19 protein-coding genes are annotated in these 22,138 nt (G+C 71.6%); 16 read left to right on the top strand and 3 right to left on the bottom strand.

The window, feature by feature from the left end:
* Positions 1–15: 15 nt before the first annotated feature.
* Both KZX45_RS10410 and ychF read left to right on the top strand, forming a co-directional pair.
* Positions 16–1,755 (top strand): gamma-glutamyltransferase, encoded by a 1,740-nt coding sequence (locus tag KZX45_RS10410; protein WP_248257670.1) that lies wholly within the window; start codon positions 16–18, stop codon positions 1,753–1,755.
* 82 nt (positions 1,756–1,837) lie between these two features.
* Positions 1,838–2,923, top strand: a complete 1,086-nt coding sequence (ychF, locus tag KZX45_RS10405) for a redox-regulated ATPase YchF (protein WP_248257669.1) — start codon at positions 1,838–1,840, stop codon at positions 2,921–2,923.
* 18 nt (positions 2,924–2,941) lie between these two features.
* Here ychF and yidD read toward each other — a convergent pair whose 3' ends face one another.
* Positions 2,942–3,229: a membrane protein insertion efficiency factor YidD gene (yidD, locus tag KZX45_RS10400; protein ID WP_248257668.1), complete on the bottom strand. Its 288-nt coding sequence runs from the start codon at positions 3,227–3,229 to the stop codon at positions 2,942–2,944.
* Positions 3,230–3,287: 58 nt separating this feature from the next.
* Here yidD and KZX45_RS10395 point away from each other — a divergent pair, with 58 nt between their 5' ends.
* A complete protein-coding gene (locus KZX45_RS10395; protein ID WP_248257667.1) occupies positions 3,288–4,085 on the top strand; it encodes a carbon-nitrogen hydrolase family protein in 798 nt (265 codons plus the stop codon).
* 74 nt (positions 4,086–4,159) lie between these two features.
* Here KZX45_RS10395 and KZX45_RS10390 read toward each other — a convergent pair whose 3' ends face one another.
* Positions 4,160–4,447: a Fe-S cluster assembly protein HesB gene (locus KZX45_RS10390; protein ID WP_248257666.1), complete on the bottom strand. Its 288-nt coding sequence runs from the start codon at positions 4,445–4,447 to the stop codon at positions 4,160–4,162.
* 288 nt (positions 4,448–4,735) lie between these two features.
* On the opposite strand from KZX45_RS10390, the gene KZX45_RS10385 reads away from it, so the two are divergent.
* The 9 genes from KZX45_RS10385 (at position 4,736) to KZX45_RS10345 (ending at position 17,177) form a co-directional block, all read left to right on the top strand.
* Entirely contained in the window at positions 4,736–5,131 is a 396-nt protein-coding gene (locus tag KZX45_RS10385; RefSeq protein WP_248257665.1) for a spore germination protein GerW family protein, read from the top strand.
* Between the two features lie 217 nt (positions 5,132–5,348).
* Positions 5,349–6,989 carry an ABC transporter substrate-binding protein gene (locus KZX45_RS10380; protein ID WP_308221725.1) on the top strand — a complete coding sequence of 547 codons (1,641 nt, stop codon included), beginning with the start codon at positions 5,349–5,351 and terminating at the stop codon, positions 6,987–6,989.
* Positions 6,990–7,232: 243 nt separating this feature from the next.
* Positions 7,233–8,159: an ABC transporter permease gene (locus KZX45_RS10375; RefSeq protein WP_248257664.1), complete on the top strand. Its 927-nt coding sequence runs from the start codon at positions 7,233–7,235 to the stop codon at positions 8,157–8,159.
* Entirely contained in the window at positions 8,152–9,138 is a 987-nt protein-coding gene (locus tag KZX45_RS10370) for an ABC transporter permease (RefSeq protein ID WP_248257663.1), read from the top strand. The genes KZX45_RS10375 and KZX45_RS10370 overlap by 8 nt, the downstream gene beginning before the upstream one ends.
* The gene (locus KZX45_RS10365) at positions 9,135–10,880 is read left to right on the top strand and encodes an ABC transporter ATP-binding protein (protein ID WP_248257662.1); all 1,746 of its coding nucleotides are present in this window, start codon (positions 9,135–9,137) and stop codon (positions 10,878–10,880) included. The genes KZX45_RS10370 and KZX45_RS10365 overlap by 4 nt, the downstream gene beginning before the upstream one ends.
* Before the next feature lie 259 nt (positions 10,881–11,139).
* Positions 11,140–12,123 (top strand): ABC transporter permease, encoded by a 984-nt coding sequence (locus KZX45_RS10360; protein WP_248257661.1) that lies wholly within the window; start codon positions 11,140–11,142, stop codon positions 12,121–12,123.
* A 1-nt stretch (position 12,124) separates the two neighbouring features.
* Positions 12,125–13,123 (top strand): ABC transporter permease, encoded by a 999-nt coding sequence (locus KZX45_RS10355; protein ID WP_248257660.1) that lies wholly within the window; start codon positions 12,125–12,127, stop codon positions 13,121–13,123.
* A gap of 2 nt (positions 13,124–13,125) precedes the next feature.
* On the top strand, positions 13,126–15,264 hold the full coding sequence (locus KZX45_RS10350) for a dipeptide ABC transporter ATP-binding protein (protein WP_374112586.1): 2,139 nt from the start codon (positions 13,126–13,128) through the stop codon (positions 15,262–15,264).
* Between the two features lie 176 nt (positions 15,265–15,440).
* Positions 15,441–17,177 (top strand): ABC transporter family substrate-binding protein, encoded by a 1,737-nt coding sequence (locus tag KZX45_RS10345; protein WP_248257659.1) that lies wholly within the window; start codon positions 15,441–15,443, stop codon positions 17,175–17,177.
* A 76-nt stretch (positions 17,178–17,253) separates the two neighbouring features.
* Here the strand turns inward: KZX45_RS10345 and KZX45_RS10340 are convergent, their stop codons facing one another.
* Positions 17,254–17,847, bottom strand: coding sequence for a PH domain-containing protein (locus KZX45_RS10340; RefSeq protein ID WP_248257658.1), 594 nt, complete (start codon positions 17,845–17,847; stop codon positions 17,254–17,256).
* Positions 17,848–18,065: 218 nt separating this feature from the next.
* Between KZX45_RS10340 and typA the strand changes: the two genes are divergently transcribed.
* The 4 genes from typA to KZX45_RS10320 are packed head-to-tail and all read left to right on the top strand — an operon-like array spanning position 18,066 to position 22,043.
* Positions 18,066–19,982: a translational GTPase TypA gene (gene typA, locus KZX45_RS10335; RefSeq protein ID WP_248257657.1), complete on the top strand. Its 1,917-nt coding sequence runs from the start codon at positions 18,066–18,068 to the stop codon at positions 19,980–19,982.
* A 50-nt stretch (positions 19,983–20,032) separates the two neighbouring features.
* A complete protein-coding gene (locus KZX45_RS10330) occupies positions 20,033–21,142 on the top strand; it encodes a PIG-L family deacetylase (RefSeq protein WP_248257656.1) in 1,110 nt (369 codons plus the stop codon).
* Positions 21,139–21,546, top strand: coding sequence for a DUF6113 family protein (locus KZX45_RS10325; RefSeq protein WP_248257655.1), 408 nt, complete (start codon positions 21,139–21,141; stop codon positions 21,544–21,546). Before KZX45_RS10330 ends, KZX45_RS10325 begins: the two co-directional genes overlap by 4 nt.
* Positions 21,543–22,043: a flavin reductase family protein gene (locus KZX45_RS10320; protein ID WP_248257654.1), complete on the top strand. Its 501-nt coding sequence runs from the start codon at positions 21,543–21,545 to the stop codon at positions 22,041–22,043. The genes KZX45_RS10325 and KZX45_RS10320 overlap by 4 nt, the downstream gene beginning before the upstream one ends.
* Positions 22,044–22,138 lie beyond the last annotated feature (95 nt).

Below are 22,138 nucleotides of genomic sequence, written 5' to 3'. Positions count from 1 at the left end.
TAGCGTGGCGGGGCGATGGACCACCCTCGCGCGCACGCCGCACCCGCCTCAGCTCCCGCCGCCACCCGCCGGAACCGCACCCTTCTCGCCGGTCTCGTGGCCCTGCTGCTCGCCGTCGTCACCGGCTGCTCCGACAGCGTCCCGACCGCGCCGACGTCGGAGCCCACCACCGCCCCGCCGTCGCCCTCACCGACGCCCCCGCCCACCGCCGAACCCACGGCGGAGCCGGCGGCCGCGCTCGGCGACCACGGGGTGAGTGCGGGCCACCCGGCCGCGGTGGACGCCGGGATGCAGGTGCTGGACGCCGGCGGCTCCGCCGTCGACGCGGCCGTCGCGACCGCCTTCGCGGTCGCCGTGGTCGAACCCTTCGCCTCCGGCATCGGCGGTGGCGGCGCAGCCCTCGTCGTCCCGACGGGCGAGGGCGCGCCCCAGGCGTACGACTACCGCGAGGTCGTCGCGCAGGACGGGCGGGTCCCCGAGAGCGGCACCGGCGTCCCCGGTTTCGTGGCCGGCATGGCCGCCCTCCACGAGGATCACGGCGAGCTGCCGTGGTACGAGGTGGTCGCGCCGGCGATCGAGCTCGCCTCCGACGGCTTCGAGGTCTCGGACTTCCTCGCGCTGCGGATGCGCAGCGACTACGGCCCCGACGCGGTCGGCCGCCTGGAGCACTTCTCGCCGGGCGGCGAGCCGCTCGCCGCCGGCCAGCGGCTCGTCCAGGACGACCTCGCGGCGACCATGCGGACCATCGCCGACGGCGGTGCGGACGCGTTCTACGACGGCCCGCTGACCGAGGCCATCACGGCCGTCGACGGGCTCGACGCGGCCTCGCTGGCGGCGTACGAGGTGGTGCGCACCGAGCCGGTCGAGGGCGCGTTCAGCGACCACCGGGTGCTCGCTGCTGCCCCGCCGCTGCCGGGGGCGGGGCTGGTGCAGATGCTGCAGGTGGCCGAGGCCGCCGGCGTGGCCGAGTCCGAGCCCGGCTCGGCGCGGTACGTGGAGCAGCTCTCGCGCGCCTGGCAGGTGGCGGACCGCAGCGTCGACACCGTCGTGGGCGACCCCGCCTTCGTCGACGTCCCCGTCGACGAGCTCACCGACCCCGGGCGCAACGCAGAGCTGGCGGCGTCCGTGCTCGCAGCGGGCGGGGGCGACGACGCGGGGGACGTCGTCGCGGCGCCGGAGCGGGACGTCGTGCCCGGCAACACCACGCACCTGACCGTCGTCGACTCGGACGGCCTGATGGTCTCGATGACGAACACGATCACGAACTTCTGGGGCTCGGGCGAGATGGTCGGCGGGTTCTTCCTCAACAACCAGCTCTCCCGGTTCGACTCGATCGGCAGCACCGCCGCGAACGAGCCGGCGCCGGGCCGCCGCTCGGTGAGCTGGTCCCTGCCCACCGTCGTCGTCGACGGCGAGGGGCGCCCGGTCCTCGGCATCGGCTCGCCGGGGGGCCGGCAGATCCCGAACGTCCTGGCCAACGTCATCACCCGGTGGGCGCTGCACGGCCAGCCGCTCGCCGACGCCGTCGCCTCCCCGCGGTTCATCCTCGAGGGCTCGACGCTCACGACCGAGACGCGGCCGGCGCCGGAGGACGCGGCGGCGTTCGCCGACCTCGGCTGGAGCGTCGACGTCGTCGCCGTCGAGGAGGCCGTCTTCGGGTCCGTGCAGGCGCTGGAGGTCGACCACGAGACGGGCGAGATCGCCGGGACCGCCGACACGCGGCGGGAGGCGGACTTTGCCGTCGCGCAGCCCTGACCGACACCGCCGCCGGTGATGTGGCGCGGTCGTCACCGCCGCGAAGGTCGTGCGTGCGGCCGGGCACGTAGACTCGGCCCACGTGGCCCTCACTATCGGTATCGCCGGTCTCCCCAACGTCGGCAAGTCCACCCTCTTCAACGCCCTGACACGGGCGACGGTCCTCGCGGCGAACTACCCGTTCGCGACGATCGAGCCGAACATCGGCGTCGTCCCGCTGCCGGACCCGCGCCTGGACAAGCTGGCGGAGATCTTCGGCTCCGAGCGGATCGTGCCCGCCACCGTCTCGTTCGTGGACATCGCCGGGATCGTCAAGGGCGCCTCCGAGGGGGAGGGCCTGGGCAACCAGTTCCTCGCGAACATCCGCGAGGCCGACGCGATCTGCCAGGTCACCCGCGTGTTCCAGGACGGCGACGTCGTCCACGTGGAGGGCCGGGTGGACCCGAAGGACGACATCGAGACCATCTCCACCGAGCTGATCCTCGCCGACCTCCAGACCCTGGAGAAGGCGATCCCGCGGCTGGAGAAGGAGGTCCGCGGCAAGAAGGTCGACGCCGAGGTCCTCGAGACGGCGAAGGGCGCGATGGCGCTCCTCGGCGAGGGCACGCTGCTCTCCGCCGGCGCCGAGAAGGCCGGCCTCGACCCGGACGTCCTCGCCACCTTCCAGCTCATGACGGCCAAGCCGTTCATCTACGTCTTCAACACCGACGACGCCGGCCTGGCGGACGAGGCGATGCAGGCCGAGCTGCGCGCGCTCGTCGCACCGGCGGACGCCATATTCCTGGACGCGAAGTTCGAGTCCGAGCTCGTCGAGCTCGAGCCCGACGAGGCTGCGGAGATGCTGGCCGAGTCCGGCCAGGAGGAGGCGGGCCTGGACCAGCTCGCCCGCGTCGGCTTCCACACGCTGGGCCTGCAGACCTACCTCACGGCCGGGCCGAAGGAGGCCCGGGCCTGGACGATCCACCGGGGCTGGACCGCGCCGCAGGCCGCCGGGGTCATCCACACCGACTTCGAGCGCGGGTTCATCAAGGCCGAGGTCATCTCCTTCGAGGACCTCGTGGAGCTCGGCTCGGTGGCGGAGGCTCGCGCGCACGGCAAGGTGCGCATGGAGGGCAAGGACTACGTCATGCGCGACGGCGACGTCGTGGAGTTCCGCTTCAACGTCTGAGCCGGGCGGTGACCCCGGTCAGCGCCCGCCGAAGCGGAACGGGATCGGGATGCCGCCGCAGCAGCACACGCCCTGCACGTCCGTCTGCGCCAGCAGAGCCGCCGCGCGGTAGCACGCGAGGAACCGCAGCGCCGTGGGCACAGCCCCGCGCACCAGCCCCCGAGCCGCGATGATCTCGCGCACCGCGGCCGAGCAGGACCGGCCGCCGTGGGCGACCAGGTGGGCGCAGCTCCAGCTCTTCCGCGGGGAGAGGTGCTGCTGGTAGCCGCGGATCGCGGCGTCGGCCGCGCGGGTCAGGGGTCCCATGCGCACTGACGCTAGCCGCGACGGCGCCGTGCCGCCCGGTGGGCCGTACCCTCGGGGCATGCGGATGGCCCTCGCCCAGCTCGCGGCGACGACGGACAAGGCGGCCAACCTCGACGCCGCCGCCACCCTCGTGGCCCGGGCGGCCGCGGACGGCGCGGAGCTGGTGGTGCTGCCCGAGTACACGATGTCCTGGGACCCACGGCCGGACGCCGAGTCCCTGCGCGCCCAGGCCGAGCCGCTGGACGGCGCCTTCGTCACCGCGCTCGCCCGCCTGGCGCGCGAGCACCAGGTCACGGTCCTCGCCGGCATGACGGAGACGACCGCCGACCGGCCCGCCAACACCGTCGTGGCGCTCGGGCCTGACGGTGCCCTCGCCGGCGCCTACCGCAAGGTGCACCTCTACGACGCGTTCGGCGACCGCGAGTCCGACCGCCTGGCCGCAGCCTCCCCGGAACCGCTCGTGCTGCCCGTCGGCGACCTCCACGTGGGCGTGATGACCTGCTACGACCTGCGGTTCCCCGAGATGGCGAGGTTCCTCGTCGACGCCGGGGCGGACGTGCTCGCCGTCCCGTCCACCTGGATGGCGGGGCCCGGCAAGGCGACCCACTGGGAGGTGCTCGCCCGGGCCCGGGCCATCGAGAACACGGTCTACGTGCTGGCCAGCGGGCAGTGCGGCCGCCACCGCACGGGCCGCTCGCTCGGGGTCGATCCCTCCGGCGAGATCCTGGCGGCGCTCGGGGAGGAGCCTGGGGTCGCCGTCGTGGACGTCTCCGCGGCGAAGGTGCGCGCGGTGCGCGAGCGCAACCCGTCCCTGGCGAACCGGCGCTTCGCCGTCGTGCCGCGCCGTCCCGCGTAGCCGGGCGTCTCTCATCGACAGAGGCGGGGACGACGACGGCGCCCACCCCTGGAGGTGGGCGCCGCGGCGGGGGATCAGGCCTCGGGCTCCTGCGGGTGCAGGCTGAAGCCGATGCCTTCCGGCGTCTGGGCGGCGTCGAGGGTGTGCCCCGAGAGGATGGGGGAGGTCTCCTCGGAGACGAAGACCTTGGCCTCCTCGGCGTCGATGACCTGGTCGCTCTCGAGCGGCTCGGCCACCAGGCTCATCTCGAGCTGGTCCTGCTCGGCGGTCAGCGCGATGCGCACACCGCCGCCGTCCGGCAGGCCGGCCTCCGTGGCGAGGCCCTTCACGGCGGCCTGGGCGTTGCGGGTGAGGGTGAGCATGGTTCTCCTGTCGTCGGTGCGGGGGAGCCGACCGGTGGGCCGGCGGCGACGCCTACGACCACCTCGTGGAGCGGTCCGCACGCGCCTCGGACCCCTCCACCGTGGTGCGTGGCCGGGGGCCCGCGCAACCCCGGCGGCCCGCAGGTGGCGGGGGCCGGTCCCGCACGATCGGCGCCAGCGCGCCGATTCCGGTCGACGAAGCCGGCACCGCGTCCGGGCGTGTCGCCTACGCTGGTCGGGACCCGCCTGGCGGCCCGTGGCCCCCGGCGTCCCGAGCTGGAGGATGACGTGTCCGACCGAGGCAGCACGAGCGTCGACCTGATCACCGAGTCCGCGCGCGACGCCCTCACCGTGCGCCGCGTGTTCGGCGAGGCCTACGTCAGCGGGGACACCACGGTCATCCCCGTCGCCAAGGTGACGGGTGGCTCCGGCATGGGCTACGGGGGAGCGGCACGCCCGGACGCCCAGGGCTCGCTCGGCGTCCAGGACGGCGGGGCCCGGGGCGCCGAGGGCGAGGGCGGCGGAGGCGGGTTCGGGGTGATGGCGAAGCCGGCGGGCGTGTTCGTCGTGCGCGACGGCTCGGTGCAGTGGCAGCCCGCCCTCGACGTCAACCGGCTCGCCGTGGGCGGTCAGCTCCTCGTCGCGGTCGCCGTGCTGGCCTGGGCGTTCCGCCGGCGTCGGTGACGCCGGACAGGGACGAAAGCCCCAGGGGACGCGGCTCCGGCAGGGGGCCACGTCTCACGATGCGGTCACGATCGGGTAACGATCGGGTGGTGGGTGCCGGTGCACCTCCACAGGCGACATATCGTTCCCTAATCTCGCCGACGAGGCCCGTGTGCCTGTGCCCGGGACCTGGGCGCCATCGGCGGGCGAGCGTTCCGCTCACTCATCAGGAGGAACATTGAAGACCAAGCGCATGGCGGGCATGGCCGCCACGATTCTCACGGGCTCCCTCGTGCTCGCCGCGTGCGGCTCGTCCGGCGACGACACCGCCGCCGACGAGACCGCCGGTGCCACCGACGGCGCCACCAGCAGCGGGATCGTGACGGTCAACGGCACGGAGCCGCAGAACCCGCTGCTGCCCGCCCACACGAACGAGACCGGCGGCGGCCGCATCATGACCCAGCTCTTCGCGGGACTCGTCCGCTACAACGCGGACGGCAGCGTCGAGAACGAGATCGCCGAGTCCATCGAGACCGAGGACAACCAGACCTTCACGATCAAGCTGCAGGACGGCTGGACGTTCTCCGACGGCTCACCCGTCACCGCGAGCAGCTTCGTCGACGCCTGGAACTACGGCGCGCTGCTGAGCAACGCCCAGAACAACAGCTACTTCTTCGAGATCATCGAGGGCTTCTCCTACGACGAGGACTCCGAGCTCACGGGTCTCGAGGTCGTCGACGACCTGACGTTCACCGTCAAGCTCGTCCAGCCCGAGGCGGACTTCCCGCTGCGCCTGGGCTACACCGCGTACTACCCGCTGCCCGAGGTCTTCTTCGAGGACCCCGAGGCCTTCGGCGAGAACCCGGTGGGCAACGGCCCGTACATGTTCGACGGCGAGGGTGCGTGGGAGCACAACGTCCGCGTGGACATGGTGCCGAACCCCGAGTACAAGGGCGGGCGCGCGCCCCAGAACGGCGGCGTGTCCGTGGTGTTCTACGAGCAGGAGGACGCGGCGTACGCCGACCTGCTCTCGGGGAACCTCGACGTCATCGAGAACATCCCGAACTCCTCGATCACCTCGTTCGAGGACGAGCTCGAGGGCCGCTCCGTCAACCAGCCGGCGGCCATCAACCAGACCCTCAGCGTCCCGTCGTACCTGCCCGAGTGGTCGGGCGAGGCGGGGCTCCTGCGCCGGCAGGCGATCTCCCACGCGATCAACCGCGACGAGGTCACCGAGGTGATCTTCAACGGCACCCGCACCCCCGCCAAGGACTTCACTTCCCCGGTCATCGCCGGCTGGAGCGAGGAGGTCCCGGGTAACGAGGTGCTCGAGTTCGACCCGGAGCGCGCCAAGGAGCTGTGGGCCGAGGCCGAGGCCATCGAGCCGTGGGGCGACCGCACGTTCACGATCGCCACGAACACCGACTCGGACCACCAGCCGTGGGTCGACGCGGTGAACAACTCCATCCGCAACACCCTCGGCATCGAGGCGGAGATGGAGCCCTACGCGCAGTTCTCCGAGTTCCTCGACGCGCGGGACAACAAGCAGATGACCGGCATGTTCCGCGCCGGCTGGCAGGGCGACTACCCGTCGCTGGCCAACTTCCTCGCGCCGATCTACACCGAGGGTGCGGGCTCCAACGACGCGTTCTACGCCTCCGAGGAGTTCGAGTCCCTCATGGCGCAGGGCAACTCGGCCGAGTCCATCGAGGAGGCCAACGAGTTCTTCCTGCAGGCGCAGGAGGTCCTCTTCCGCGACCTGCCGGGTATCCCGCTGTGGTACCAGAACGTCACCGGTGGCTGGGCCGACACGGTCGACAACGTCGAGTTCGGCTGGGACTCCGAGCCGCTGCTCTACCAGGTCACCAAGTCGGAGTGACCGACCGGGGGTGATCGTTCTCACCCCGGACGGTGACGCCGCTCACGCGGCTGGAGTGACGCTTCTCACTCGTAGGCGCCCCGGAGCCGGGGGTGGGACCCGCAAGGTCCGGCCCCCGGCTTCGTGCGTCACGGGACGACGACGTATCGTCGTCCCTCGCACCCCCGTCGACGCCGAGCCACGATGGCCCGCCGACGTCCACGCGTAGTGTCTGAAAAAACGACTTGATCGAGGAGGGACCTGATGCTCCGGTACATCGGGCGCAGGATCCTGCAGGTGATCCCCGTGTTCCTGGGGGCCACGCTGCTCATCTATTTCATGGTGTTCGCCCTGCCCGGCGACCCGGTCGCGGCGCTCGGCGGTGAGCGCGGGCTGCCGGACGCCGTCAAGGACCAGATCCGCCAGCAGTACAACCTCGACGAGCCGTTCATCGTCCAGTACCTGCTCTATCTCCAGGGCATCCTGACGCTGGACTTCGGGATCACCTTCTCCGGCCGCGACGTCTTCGACGTGATCAAGGGCGCGCTGCCCGTCACGTTCAAGCTCGCCATCATGGCGCTCGTCTTCGAGGCGGTGTTCGGCGTGCTGGTCGGCCTGGTCGCCGGCCTGCGCCGCGGCGGCATCTTCGACGCCACCGCCCTGGTCACGAGCCTCTTCGTCATCGCGGTGCCGACGTTCGTCATCGGGTTCGTGCTGCAGTTCTTCGTCGGGGTCCAGCTGGGCTGGTTGCCGACGACGGCAGGCAGCGACCCGGACTTCAAGAGCCTGCTCATGCCGGCGCTGGTGCTCGGAGCGGTGTCCTTCGCCTACGTCATCCGCCTGACGCGGACGTCGGTCTCGGAGAACCTCACCGCCGACTACGTGCGCACGGCGACCGCCAAGGGGCTCTCCCGTGGCCGCGTCATCAACGTGCACGTGCTGCGCAACTCCCTCATCCCGGTCGTGACCTTCCTCGGTGCCGACCTGGGCGCCCTCATGGGCGGGGCGATCGTCACCGAGGGCATCTTCAACATCAACGGCGTGGGCGGCACCCTCTACCGGGCCGTCCTGCAGGGGGAGAACGCCACGGTCGTCTCGCTGACCACCGTGCTGGTCCTGATCTACATCGTCGCGAACCTCGTCGTCGACCTTCTGTACGCCGCTCTGGACCCGAGGATCCGTTATGCCTGACATCATCCACACCGGCCCGGGACGCGGTCCGGAGCCCCTCGCCACGCGGCGCCACCAGGAGCACTTCTTCGCGGAGATGGACGAGACGGGCCTCGGCGCCGTCGACGCCGTCGACGACTCCGGCGCCCCCTCCAGCCTGTGGAGCGAGGCCTGGCACAAGCTCCGCCGTCGTCCGCTCTTCTGGGTCGCCGCGGCCATCATCGCGCTCGTCGTCGTCGTCGCGGCGTTCCCGAGCCTTTTCACCTCGCAGAACCCCCGGTTCTGCGAGCTCTCCAACAGCCTCGGCGGCTCCGCCGCCGGTCACCCCTTCGGGTTCGACAAGCAGGGCTGCGACATCTACTCCCGGGTCATCTACGGCGCACGCCCCTCGGTGATCGTGGGTGTGCTCACCACCCTGGCCGTGCTGATCATCGGCACCGTCATGGGCGCCGTCGCCGGCTTCTTCGGCGGCTGGTTCGACACGATCCTCTCGCGCATCACCGACATCTTCTTCGCGATCCCGCTGACGCTCGCCGCGATCGTGATCATGCAGCTCTTCAGCGAGAACAGGACCTCGCTGACCGTCGTCGCGGTGCTGGCCTCGTTCGGCTGGACCCAGATCGCACGCATCACCCGCGGCTCGGTCATGAGCGTGAAGAACAACGACTACGTCACCGCGGCGAAGTCGCTCGGCGTCAGCCGGATCTCGGCGCTGACCAAGCACATCCTGCCCAACGCGGCCGCGCCGATCATCGTCTACGCGACCGTCGCGCTGGGCACGTTCATCGTCGCGGAGGCCACCCTGAGCTTCCTCGGCATCGGCCTGCCGCCGAACGTCGTCTCCTGGGGCGGGGACATCTCCATCGCGCAGCAGTCGCTGCGCACGCGGCCGGAGGTGCTCTTCTACCCGGCAGGCGCCCTCGCCATCACGGTGCTGGGCTTCATCATGATGGGTGACGCGGTGCGCGACGCCCTGGACCCGAAGGTGCGCACCCGATGACGGAGAACCTCACCGCGACGACGACGGCGGTCGCCGAGACCGTCGACGCCAACACCCCGCTGCTGGAGATCCGTGACCTCGAGGTCGCCTTCCAGTCCTCGACGGGCATGGTGCCCGCCGTCCGCGGCGCGAACCTGACCGTGTACCCCGGCCAGTCCGTGGCGATCGTGGGCGAGTCCGGCTCCGGCAAGTCCACCACCGCGCACGCGATCATCGACCTGCTGCCGGGCACCGGCCGCGTGACCGGGGGCTCGATCAAGTTCGGCGGGCGCGAGCTCGTCGGCGCCTCCCGCAAGGAGATCGAGGACCTGCGCGGGCGGGAGATCGGCCTGGTCCCGCAGGACCCGATGTCCAACCTGAACCCGGTCTGGAAGATCGGTTTTCAGGTCAAGGAGGCCCTCGTCGCGAACGGCGTCGCCAAGGGCAAGGACGCGGACGCCGAGGTGGAGAAGGTGCTCGCGGCGGCCGGGCTGCCGGACGCCGCCCGCCGCGCGAAGCAGTACCCGCACGAGTTCTCGGGCGGCATGCGCCAGCGCGCGCTCATCGGCATCGGCCTCGCCGGGGAACCCCGGCTGCTCATCGCGGACGAGCCGACCTCCGCCCTCGACGTCACCGTCCAGCGCCAGATCCTCGACCACCTCGACCACCTCACGCGGTCTCGCCACGTCGCGGTCCTCTTCATCACGCACGACCTCGGGCTCGCCGCGGAGCGGGCCGAGCACCTCGTGGTGATGCACCGCGGCCGGGTGGTCGAGTCCGGGCCGGCCCGGCAGATCCTCTCCGACCCGCGGCACCCCTACACCCGGCGCCTGGTGGCCTCCGCGCCGTCCCTGGCGTCGCGGCGGATCCAGAGCGCCAAGGAGCAGGGCGTCCAGACCGAGGAGCTGCTCGCGAGGGGCGAGGGCCACCCGGAGCGGGCGAGGAACATCGTCGAGGTGCAGAACCTCACCAAGGTCTTCTCCCTGCGCGGCGCCGTGCCCGGGGTGGGCAAGGAGTTCAAGGCGGTCGACGACGTCTCGTTCGCCGTCCCGCGCGGCTCGACGATGGCGCTGGTGGGGGAGTCCGGGTCGGGCAAGTCCACGGTCGCCAACATCATGCTCAACCTGCTCGAGCCCACCGAGGGCCGCGTGGTCTTCGAGGGCACCGAGGTCGGGACGCTCGGCCGGCGGGAGCTGTTCAACTTCCGCCGCCAGGTGCAGCCGATCTTCCAGAACCCGTACGGCTCGCTTGACCCGATGTACTCCATCTTCCGGACCATCGAGGAGCCGCTGCGGGTCCACAGCATCGGCGACAAGAAGTCCCGGGCCGCGCGGGTCGCGGAGCTGCTGGAGCTGGTCGCCCTGCCGAGGTCGACCATGCGCCGGTACCCGAACGAGCTCTCGGGCGGGCAGCGTCAGCGCGTCGCCATCGCGCGTGCCCTTGCCCTGCAGCCCTCGCTGATCGTCTGCGACGAGGCCGTCTCGGCCCTGGACGTGCTGGTCCAGGCGCAGGTGCTGACCCTGCTCAACGACCTGCAGAAGGAGCTCGGCCTGACGTACCTGTTCATCACCCACGACCTCGCCGTGGTCCGGCAGATCGCCGACCAGGTGGCCGTGATGGAGAAGGGCCGGATCGTCGAGCAGGCGACCACCGACGAGGTCTTCGAGAACCCGCGTCAGCAGTACACGCGCGAGCTGCTCGCGGCCATCCCGGGCGCGAGCCTCGAGCTCGGTCCCGAGGTGCCCGAGGCGCCCCGCGCGTAGCGTCCGGACGTTCCCGGCCGCCCGCCGTCCGTGCTCCGGCACGACGGCGGGCGGTCGCTTTTGGCGGAGCAGGTGCAGGCGTGGCCGTACCGTGACCTTCGGCGGGTCGGGAGTATTGGACGAGCATGTACTCTGTCGGAACGCCGCATGAGCCACGTCACACCTGCTCACGTGCGGCGTCGTCCGTCAGGTCGAACCCAGTGACGGGTCACGCGAGTGGCTCGACCTCCGGGGCCGGCCGCGCCTCGAAAGACAGAGCATGCTCCCGTACCTCTCGCGCAGGTTCCTGAACTACCTGGTCCTGCTCTTCCTCGCCGTGAGCCTGACGTACATCCTCGCGGCGACCCAGCTCGACCCGCGGTCCCTGTACGAGCTGCGCAACCCGCCGATCGACCCCGCCTCGATCGACGCCTCGCTCTCCGCGTACAACCTCAACGACAAGACGCCCGTCCTCGAGCGGTACTGGACGTGGCTGATCGGCGTCGTCACGTCGTGGGACTGGGGGCAGACGCCCTTCGGCAACCGTGTGAACGAGGAGATCGGCACGCGCGTGTGGGTCTCGCTGCGGCTGGTGACCATCGGGTCGGTGCTGGGCATCACCCTCGGCGTGGCGCTGGGCGCCTGGACGGCGACCCGCCAGTACCGCATCAGCGACCGCGCCGTCACGCTGCTCTCCCTGGTGATCATCTCGACGCCGACGCTGGTGATCGCCGTCGTCCTGCAGATCCTCGCGATCCAGATCAACCAGGCGACCGGGACCCAGTTCTTCGAGTTCCTCGGCGAGACCGGCCGGCACGGGGACGGGCCGCTGGCGCCGCTCTTCGACCGGCTCCAGCACCTGCTGCTGCCGACGATCACGCTCACGCTCAGCGGCGTCGCGTCCTACAGCCGGATCCAGCGCAACCTCATGCTCGACACGCTCGGCGCGGACTACGTCCGCACGGCGCGCGCGAAGGGTCTGCGCAAGGGCCGGGCGCTGCGGCGGCACGCGCTGCGCACCGCCCTGATCCCCACCGGCACGTACTTCGCGTTCACCATCGCCACCCTCGTGCTGGGGGCGACGTTCACGGAGCTGATCTACGGCTGGCACGGCATGGGCATCTACGGCGTGCAGGCGATCACGGCGCAGGACGTCAACGGGTCGGTCGCGGTGGCGGCGTTCGGCGGGGTGTGCGTCCTGGTCGGCGCGATGCTCTCCGACGTGCTCGTCGCCGCCCTCGACCCGCGAGTGAGGGTGAGCTGAGATGACGACGACGAACGGGAACCGCGCGAGCGGCCCGGCGGGGATCCCGCTCGACTACGAGCCCGGGGACAAGAACGCGCCGCTGACCGCTGAGCTGCCGGAGGTGGCGACCGGCGACGTCCCCGCCGCGACCCGGCGGCTCTCGCGCCGCCGGATCATCCTGCGGCGATTCCTGCGCAACAGGACGGCCGTCGTCGGCCTCGTCGGCTACCTGCTGCTCGCGGCGTTCGCCGTCGCCGGCCCGTACCTGAGCCCGTGGACCTACACGCAGATCGACCAGACGGCCTTTCTCAAGCCGCCGAGCGACGCCCACTGGCTGGGGACGACGCAGGCCGGCCGGGACGTCTTCGCCCTCACCGCCGAGGGGCTGCGCAAGTCGATGCTCATCGGCCTGGGGGTCGCCGTCGTCCAGACGCTGGTCGCCGCGACGATCGGGTCGTTCGCCGCCTACTACGGCCGCTGGTTCGACAAGGTGGCCCTGTGGGTCATCGACCTGCTGCTCGTGGTGCCGAGCTTCTTCATCATCGCGATCATCTCGGTGCAGACGGGCCAGGGCCGCGGCTCGGTGATCATGCTGATCCTGCTGCTGGCCGGCCTGGGCTGGATGCTCTCCGCCCGGGTCGTGCGGTCGATGACGCTGGGGATCAAGGGCCTGGAGTACGTCACCGCGGCGAAGTACATGTCCGTGTCCACCCCGAAGATCATCTTCCGGCACGTGATCCCGAACATCTCGTCGCTGCTGATCATCGACGCCACGCTCGCCGTGGCCTCCGCCGTGCTGGCGGAGACGTCGCTCTCGTTCTTCGGCTTCGGCGTGCAGGCGCCGGAGACGTCGCTCGGCACGCTCATCGCCGAGGGGCAGCGGATGGCGTCCACCTACCCGTGGATCTTCCTGGCGCCCGCGACGGTGCTGACCCTGATGCTGATCTTCATCAACTTCGTGGGCGACGGGCTGCGCGACGCCCTCGACCCCTCGTCGAGGTCCGGAGGCCGCGCGTGAACATCCTCAGCCGCAGCAGGAACCGTGGCGGTGGTACCGCGACCACCACCGCCCCGCAGGGCCCGGGGCGGGTCCCCGGCGTCCCGGTCCTCGAGGTCAAGGACCTCACCGTGGACTTCCCCTCCGAGGACGGCGTGGTCCACGCCGTCCGCGGCGTGAGCTTCTCCGTCAGTGCCGGCGAGGTGCTCGGGATCGTGGGCGAGTCAGGCTCGGGCAAGTCGGTGACCTCGATGTCCGTGATGGGGCTGCTGCCCGAGACCGCCCGGGTGACCGGCTCGGTGCGGCTCCACGGCGAGGAGCTGCTCGGCCGCTCCGACGCCCACATGTCCCGCATCCGCGGCAAGCAGATGGGCATGGTGTTCCAGGACCCGCTGTCCGCCCTCACGCCCGTCTACACCGTCGGCGACCAGATCGTGGAGGCGCTGCAGACCCATCGCGACCTGGACGACCGTGCGGCCCAGGACCGGGCGGTCGAGCTCCTCGACCTCGTGGGGATCCCCAACCCGCAGGTTCGCGTGAAGGCGTTCCCGCACGAGTTCTCGGGCGGCATGCGCCAGCGGGCCATGATCGCCATGGCCATCGCGAACGACCCCGACCTGATCATCGCCGACGAGCCCACGACGGCCCTCGACGTGACGATCCAGGCGCAGATCCTCGACGTGCTCAAGACCGCGCAGCGGGAGACCGGCGCCGCCGTCGTCATGATCACCCACGACCTCGGGGTCGTGGCGGGCCTCGCGGACAAGGTCGCCGTGATGTACGCGGGCCGCGTGGTCGAGAGCGGGCCGGTCGACGACATCTACTACCGCTCCACCATGCCCTACACGATCGGCCTGCTCGGCTCGCTGCCGCGCCCGGACGAGGGGGAGAAGCGGGCGCTCGCCCCGGTCGAGGGCAACCCGCCCTCGCTGCTCGACCTCCCGCCCGGCTGCCCCTTCGCCGCCCGGTGCCCGATGGCCGTCGACGTCTGCCGGGAGGTCGAGCCCGCGCTCGCACCCACCCGGGGCCTCGGGCACGCGTCGGCGTGCCACCGGTCGGAGGAGATCGCCGCGAACGACCTCACGTTCAAGGAGATCTACCCGCTGCCGCGGCTCGTCGAGCACCCGCTCGCCGAGCTGCCCCGGGAGGAGCGCGAGGAGGTGCTGCGGGTCACCGACCTGCAGCGGTACTTCCCGCTGATGAAGGGCTCGGTCTTCAAGCGCCGCGTCGGCACGGTCCACGCCGTCGACGGCGTCAGCTTCGACATCCGTGCGGGGGAGACCCTCGGGCTCGTCGGGGAGTCCGGCTGCGGCAAGACGACGACGCTGCTGGAGATCCTCGACCTGAGGGCCCCCTCGGACGGGACGGTCGTCGTCCTGGGCAACGACGTGGCCACCCTCCGCGGGCGGCAGGCCCGCAAGCGCGTGCGGCGCGACCTCCAGGTGGTCTTCCAGGACCCGATGGCCTCCCTGGACCCGCGGCTGCCGGTCTTCGACATCATCGCCGAGCCGCTCGAGGCGAACGGGGTCCGCGGGAAGTGGGCGGAGGAGCGGGTGCGCGAGCTCATGCGCCTCGTCGGGCTCGAGCCCTCGCACGCCAACCGCTACCCCCAGCACTTCTCGGGCGGCCAGCGTCAGCGCATCGGCATCGCGCGGGCGCTGGCGCTCGAGCCCAAGCTGCTCGTGCTCGACGAGCCGGTCTCGGCCCTCGACGTGTCCATCCAGGCCGGGGTGATCAACCTGCTGGACGAGCTGCGCGGGAAGCTGGGGCTGAGCTACCTGTTCGTGGCCCACGACCTGTCCGTGGTCCGGCACATCGCCGACCGCGTGGCCGTGATGTACCTGGGCAAGATCGTCGAGGTCGGCCAGGTTGACGAGGTGTTCGAGCGTCCGACGCACCCGTACACCCAGGCGCTGCTCTCGGCCATCCCGGTGCCGGACCCCGAGCTCGAGCGCAAGCGGGAGCGGATCATCCTCTCCGGCGACCTGCCGTCCCCGGCGAACCCGCCGTCGGGCTGCCGGTTCCGCACGAGGTGCCAGAAGTTCCTGACCCTCTCCGAGGGCGAGCGCACCCGGTGCGTCTCGGAGGAGCCGGCGCTGCGGCCGATGGCACCCGACCAGCGCTCGGCGTGCCACTACGCGGAGGCGGTGGAGGTCTTCTGAGCGGGCCCGCGACGGCGGGTCTCAATTGGGTCACAAGTGACCCCGAATTTGCGGTAAGCGTGCGGTATGTCACACCGTGCGTGGTTCAGTACATCCCACAGAACGTGCCGCAGACCGATGTCTGCCTTCAGCGGGTGACCGCCGACGTTCTCGACTCACCTGATGGAGGTTCTACAGTGCGCACGAACAAGCGTGCAGCAGTGCTCGCCACCAGCGCGGCACTCGCGCTCGTCCTGGCAGCCTGCAGCGACGGCGGCGACGGCGGCGAGACCGGGGGCTCGGACAACGAGACCACGGCCGGCGGCGAGGCCGGCCCCGGCGTCAACACGGACGGCGAGGGCGACCTGTTCCAGGTCAACGCCACGCCCCGTGACCAGCTCGAGCAGGGCGGCACGCTGCGTCGCGCCGTCTCTGAGCTGCCCCCGCAGTGGAACCCGATGCACGTCAACGGGAACAACGCGGACTACACGGACATCCGGGACGCGCTCAGCGTGCGGAACTTCGACTACGACGGCGAGGGCCTGCCCCAGCCGAACGAGAACTACCTGGTCGACTTCACGGACGAGATGGAGGGCGAGCAGCAGGTCATCACGCTGACCCTCAACCCGGACGCCAAGTGGAACAGCGGCGAGCCGATCACGTGGGAGGACTACGAGGCGTCGCTCACGGTCTGCGACGGCTCGAACGCCGACATCCTGTGCGTCCAGACGGAGCCGTACGAGCAGGTCGAGTCGGTCGAGCAGGGCGAGGACGAGTTCGAGGTCGTCATCACCTTCAAGGCCGCCTACCCCGACTGGAGCTCGATCGTCTCCGAGGTCTACCCGGCCGAGGGCCTGGCCGACGCCGCCACCTTCAACGAGGGCTGGCTGGAGTACCCGGCCGACTGGTTCACCGGCCCGTACAAGGTCGACAACATCGACAAGGCCCAGCAGGTCCTCACCCTCGTCCCGAACGAGAACTGGTGGGGCCCCGAGGCGATGCTGGACGAGATCCAGTTCCGCGTGGTGGCGCCCGACGCGACCGGCACCGCGTTCCAGAACAACGAGATCGACGTCTTCGACATCGGCCCCGACCCGAACGCCTACCAGCTCGCGCAGACCGTTGCCACGGCGGAGACCCGCCAGGCCAAGGGCCCGAACTGGCGCCACTTCACGTTCAACTCCACCGCCGGGCTCATCCAGGACCAGACGGTCCGCCAGGCGATCTCCCGCTCCATCGACCGCCAGGCGATCGCCGAGTCCGACCTCGCGGGCATGCCGGAGGACCTCATCGGCACCCTCGGCAACCACTTCTTCATGGAGGGTCAGGCCGGCTACCAGGACAACGCGGGCGAGTTCGACTACGACCCGGAGCGCGCCGCCGCCGACCTGGAGGAGGCCGGCTGGGTGCTCAACGAGTCCACCGGCATCCGTGAGAAGGACGGCCAGCCGCTGACGGTGAAGTTCTCGGTCCTCACCGGCGTGCCGGTGTCGGAGAACGAGGGCCAGCTGGCCCAGGCGCAGCTCAAGGAGGTCGGCATCAACCTCGAGCTCGTCCAGACCCCGGTCGACGAGTTCGGCCCGGCCCTCGAGGCCGGCGACTTCGAGATCATGGCGTTCTCGTGGATCGGCACGCCGTACCCCATGGCCAACATCGGCCAGATCTACGGCGACCCGTCGACCAACACCTCGAACTACGCCAAGCTCAACAACCCCGAGCTGAACGAGCTGATCGACCAGATCGCCGTCGAGACCGACAACGACAAGCGCATCGAGCTCACGAACCAGGCCGACCAGCTGATCTGGGAGTCGGTGCACACCCTCCCGCTGTACCAGCGTCCCGACCTGGTGGCCACGGTCGCCAACCTCGCCAACTTCGGTGCGGAGGGCTTCAGCACCACCCGTCCGGAGAACTGGGGCTTCGTCGCCGAGTGATCACTCGCTGACGTCCCTCACGGGGAACAGACGCAGGGCCGGTGGGAAACCACCGGCCCTGCGCCGTGCCCGGGGTTCAGCCGAGCGTCGTCGCGGCCACGACGGCGAGGGCCAGGCCGCCGAGGGCGGCGACCACCGCGGCGACGTTCGTCGAGGACCGGACCCCGGCCCACGCGCCCGCCGGACCGAGGTGGCCGCCGGCCGCGCGTGCCGAGGCCCGCAGCTCGATCACCCGCCCGACGAGCACCGAGTCCCCGCTCGCGGCGAAGGTGCCCGTGCCCTCGGTGTCGAGCAGCTCCGGCTGCTCCGCCGACCTCCGCCCGGCGAACAGCCCGCCCTTGGCGGGCGCACCCCAGGCGGTGATCCGGCCGGCCGGGGTCTGCAGGTTCAGCCCCCACCTCGTCTCGACGCGCTCGACGGCGTCCCACCCGACCTCGTGGGTGCGGAAGACGTTCGCCAGCGTCACGCCCCGGGCCTCGACGCGCACGTGCGGCTGCCAGAAGACCGCCCAGCCCAGGGCGGCGAGCGCGAGCGCGACCGGCCCGTACTGCAGGATCTCCGCCACGCCCCCGTTGGTGGCGAAGGCGAGGAGCAGGACGAGCGCGACGACCCAGGACAGCGCCGCGTAGAGACGGGCAGAGGTCGGGCGGAAGACGATGGTCGGTCCCATGGCGTCATCATCCCTGCCCGCCGCGGCTCGCCGCTCGGCCCGTGACCGCGCGCACAGCCGCCCGGGGTGACGCGAGAGGCACCCTCCGCAGTAGAATCGACCCTCGGTGCCCGTGCTCGGGTGCCTGCCACCGCCGTCGGACGTCCTGCGGGCTGCCGAGGCCCGCCCCGGGCCGTGCCGCGCGGGGCAGAACCTCTCGATGAAATGAGTACCCGCGTATGCCTTTGCGCTCCGACCTGCGCAACGTCGCGATCGTCGCCCACGTCGACCACGGCAAGACCACGCTCGTCGACGCCATGCTGTGGCAGTCGGGCGCGTTCGGCGAGCACCAGCACGTCGACGAGCGCGCGATGGACTCCGGGGACCTCGAGCGCGAGAAGGGCATCACGATCCTCGCGAAGAACACCGCGGTGCACTACCGCGGCCCGGCCGCGCAGAAGGCCGGCCTCGAGGACGGCCTGACGATCAACGTCATCGACACCCCCGGCCACGCCGACTTCGGCGGCGAGGTCGAGCGCGGGCTGAGCATGGTCGACGGCGTCGTCCTGCTCGTCGACGCCTCCGAGGGCCCCCTGCCGCAGACCCGGTTCGTGCTGCGCAAGGCCCTCGCCGCGAAGCTGCCGGTGGTCCTGGTGGTCAACAAGGTCGACCGCCCCGACTCGCGCATCTCCGAGGTCGTCTCCGAGGCCCAGGACCTCCTGCTCGGCCTGGCCTCGGACCTGGCCGACGAGGTCGACGACCTCGACCTCGACGCCATCCTCGACGTCCCGGTCGTGTACGCGTCGGCGAAGGCCCGCCGGGCGAGCCTGAACCAGCCCGCCGACGGCACGCTGCCGGACAGCGAGGACCTCGAGCCGCTCTTCGAGACGATCATCGAGAAGATCCCCGCCTACTCCTACGACGAGGACGCCCCGCTCCAGGCGCACGTCACCAACCTCGACGCGTCGCCGTTCCTCGGCCGCCTGGCGCTGCTGCGCATCCACAACGGCGAGCTGCGCAAGGGGCAGTCCGTGCTCTGGGCGCGCGCCGACGGCACCACGAAGAACGTGCGCGTCTCGGAGCTGCTGCGCACCGAGGCGCTCGACCGCGTGCCCGCGGAGTCGGCGTTCGCCGGCGACATCGTCGCCGTGGCCGGCATCGAGGAGATCACCATCGGCGAGTCCCTCGTGGACCCCGAGGACCCCCGCCCGCTGCCGCTCATCACCGTCGACGACCCGGCCATCTCCATGACGATCGGGATCAACACCTCGCCGCTGGCCGGCCGCGTCAAGGGCGCCAAGGTCACCGCCCGCCAGGTCAAGGACCGCCTCGACCGCGAGCTGATCGGCAACGTCTCGCTCAAGGTGCTGCCCACCGAGCGCCCGGACGCCTGGGAGGTCCAGGGCCGCGGCGAGCTCGCGCTGGCCATCCTCGTCGAGCAGATGCGCCGCGAGGGCTTCGAGCTGACCGTCGGCAAGCCGCAGGTGGTCACCCGGGAGATCGGCGGCAGGCGCCACGAGCCCATGGAGCGCATGACCATCGACGTGCCCGAGGAGTACCTCGGCACCGTCACCCAGCTCATGGCCCAGCGCAAGGGGCGCATGGAGACCATGTCGAACCACGGCACCGGGTGGGTCCGGATGGAGTTCGTCGTGCCCGCCCGCGGGCTCATCGGGTTCCGCACCAAGTTCCTCACCGAGACCCGCGGCACCGGCATCGCCTCCTCGATCGCCGAGGGCTACGAGCCGTGGCAGGGACCGATCGAGCTGCGCAACACGGGTTCGCTCGTGGCCGACCGGGCCGGCTCGGTCACCCCGTTCGCGATGATCAACCTGCAGGAGCGCGGCTCGTTCTTCGTCGAGCCCACCTCGGAGGTGTACGAGGGCCAGGTCGTCGGGGAGAACTCCCGCAACGAGGACATGGACGTCAACATCACCAAGGAGAAGAAGCTCACCAACATGCGCTCCTCCACGGCGGACAACTTCGAGAACCTCGTGCCGCCGCGCCGGCTCACCCTCGAGGAGTCCCTCGAGTTCGCCGCCGAGGACGAGTGCGTCGAGGTCACGCCCGAGGCCGTGCGGATCCGGAAGGTCATCCTCGACTCCCAGGACCGCTTCCGCACCACGTCCCGCAACCGGCGCGCCGCCCAGGTCTGACGCCCGACCGGTCGCCTGCGACCGAGCCCGGACAGGGCCATGATGGGGACATGACGGACCTGCACGCGATATCCCGGGCCCCCATGATCCCCGGGGGGCTCCTCGGCGTCTTCGCCCACCCCGACGACGAGACGCTGGGAGCGGGCGGCATCCTCGCGAGCGCCGCCTCGGTGGGGGTCGGCGTCGGGGTCGTCACCGCGACCCGGGGCGAGCTCGGCGAGATCCTCACGCCGGAGCTCGCCCACCTCGCGGACGACCGCCCCGCCCTCGCGCACGAGCGCGAGCACGAGCTCTCGCGCGCGCTCTCGGCGCTCGGCGTGCGCGCCCACCGGTTCCTCGACACCGAGCCGGGGCTGGCCGCGAAGCGGCCGACGCACTTCACGGACTCGGGCATGGCCTGGATCCGTACCGGGCTGGCCGGCCCGGGCACCGAGTCCGGCGCCGACGCGCTGACCTCCGTGCCGGTGGAGGTCGCCGCACGGCTGCTGGCGGCCGTGGTGCGCCGGGCGAGGCCGCAGGTGGTGATCACCGAGGAGGCTCACGGCAGCTACGGCCACCCCGACCACGTCCACCTGCACCAGGTGACCATGCGCGCCGTCGAGCTCGCCGCCGACGCGGCGCCGACCGAGGAGGTCGACGACCCGCTGTCGGACCTCGAGCCCTGGGACGTGCCCGTGGTCGGCTGGATCGTGGAGCCCGAGACCCGGTTCCGCGCCGCGCTGCGCTGGCTGGACGCCATGGTCGACCGCCAGCCCCAGTTCGGCACCCGCGGCGACGCCCTGGGCACCGTCGCGGCCGACCACGAGCTGCCCTCCGTCGTGGTGCCCGACGAGCAGGTCGACCTGACCATCGACGTCAAGCCGGTCCTCCCCGCCGTCGTGCAGGCCATGCAGGCGCACCGCACCCAGGTGCAGGCCGTGCACCTGCTCGACCTCACCCGCCAGGAGAACCGCGGCCTGCCGGTGTGCGGCTGGTTCGCCGTGAGCAACGGCATCCTCCAGCCGCTGCTCGGCACCGCGAGCCTGCGCCTGGCTCCCGGGCGGGACCGGGTGGAGGAGCTCAGCGACCCCCGCACGATCGACGGCCTCACCCGCGACCGGCTCGCGGGCACCCGGGGGACCGACCGGCTGGCCGCGTTCCTCGGCGGGACGGTCGCATGACCGACCGCACGGACCGCGGTGACCGCACCGGAAGGGTCGTGGCCGCCGTCGTCGCCGTGGTGGCCGGGGTCGTCGTCGGCGCGGCCGGCACGCTCGTCCACCGCTGGACCGCGGGAGGGGTGCCGACGGGGCTGCCGGCCGCCCTCGCGCTCGTGGTCGTCGGTGCGGTGTTCGCCCGCTCCGCCGCCGACGGCGCGGGCGTCTTCCTGCTCGGGCTCGCCGGGGTCCTGACCACCCAGACCATGACGTTCGTCAGCCCGAACGGGGACGTGCTCGTCACCGACCAGGTCCTCAGCTACGCCTGGCTGCTCGGCATGCCGCTGGCCGCCGCCCTGTCGATGCTCGCGCCCCGGACCTGGTTCTCCGACGGGCCCGCGGCCCGCCGGGCCGGGACGGCGCGGTGAGCGCGGCGGCGTCCGAGGACCTGGTCGAGCGGTACCGGGCGACGATGGGCCGGCTGCCCGGCGGCGTCACCGTGGTCTCCGTGCGGCAGGGCCGCCTCGACCTCGCCATGACGGCGACGGCGGTGGCGTCCGTCTCGCTGCGCCCGCCGATGGTGCTCTTCTGTGTGTACACCGACGCGCGGCTGCGCGAGGCCCTGGACGAGGTGGACACCTGGGCCGTCAGCATCCTCGACGGCTCGGCCGTCGTCGCCGCCGAACGGCTGGCCATGCCGGGGCGGCCGGCGTTCGGGCAGCTCATCGGGGTGCCGCACCACACGGGGGAGCACTCGGGGGCCGCCCTGATCGACGCCGCGCAGGGCTGGCTCGAGTGCCGCACGGCGTGGATCAAGAACGCGGGCGACCACGACGTCGTGGTGGGGGAGGTCATCGACGCGCGCACCGGCACCACGGGAGCCGGCGGACTGGTGCACCACCTCGGCCGGGTGCGCGCGCTCTAGGGGAGCCGGGGTGTCCGTAACGATGTGGTGACGTTGGGCACCGCCCGGCGGTGCGCCGCACGCAGGCGACCTACCATGCTGAGGTCGCACGGGGC

The sequence above is a fragment of the Georgenia sp. EYE_87 genome (assembly GCF_023148685.1).
Lineage (GTDB): Bacteria > Actinomycetota > Actinomycetes > Actinomycetales > Actinomycetaceae > Georgenia.
This window is presented reverse-complemented; position numbering and strand designations above follow the sequence as displayed.

Coding starts and splice junctions, on each gene's coding strand:
- KZX45_RS10410 (WP_248257670.1), top strand. CDS start 16: ATGGACCACCCTCGCGCGCACGCCGCACCCGCCTCAGCTCCCGCCGCC.
- yidD (WP_248257668.1), bottom strand. CDS start 3,229: ATGGGACCCCTGACCCGCGCGGCCGACGCCGCGATCCGCGGCTACCAG.
- KZX45_RS10360 (WP_248257661.1), top strand. CDS start 11,140: ATGCTCCCGTACCTCTCGCGCAGGTTCCTGAACTACCTGGTCCTGCTC.
- typA (WP_248257657.1), top strand. CDS start 18,066: ATGCCTTTGCGCTCCGACCTGCGCAACGTCGCGATCGTCGCCCACGTC.
- KZX45_RS10375 (WP_248257664.1), top strand. CDS start 7,233: ATGCTCCGGTACATCGGGCGCAGGATCCTGCAGGTGATCCCCGTGTTC.
- KZX45_RS10325 (WP_248257655.1), top strand. CDS start 21,139: ATGACCGACCGCACGGACCGCGGTGACCGCACCGGAAGGGTCGTGGCC.
- KZX45_RS10365 (WP_248257662.1), top strand. CDS start 9,135: ATGACGGAGAACCTCACCGCGACGACGACGGCGGTCGCCGAGACCGTC.
- KZX45_RS10395 (WP_248257667.1), top strand. CDS start 3,288: ATGCGGATGGCCCTCGCCCAGCTCGCGGCGACGACGGACAAGGCGGCC.
- KZX45_RS10355 (WP_248257660.1), top strand. CDS start 12,125: ATGACGACGACGAACGGGAACCGCGCGAGCGGCCCGGCGGGGATCCCG.
- KZX45_RS10340 (WP_248257658.1), bottom strand. CDS start 17,847: ATGGGACCGACCATCGTCTTCCGCCCGACCTCTGCCCGTCTCTACGCG.
- KZX45_RS10390 (WP_248257666.1), bottom strand. CDS start 4,447: ATGCTCACCCTCACCCGCAACGCCCAGGCCGCCGTGAAGGGCCTCGCC.
- KZX45_RS10370 (WP_248257663.1), top strand. CDS start 8,152: ATGCCTGACATCATCCACACCGGCCCGGGACGCGGTCCGGAGCCCCTC.
- KZX45_RS10330 (WP_248257656.1), top strand. CDS start 20,033: ATGACGGACCTGCACGCGATATCCCGGGCCCCCATGATCCCCGGGGGG.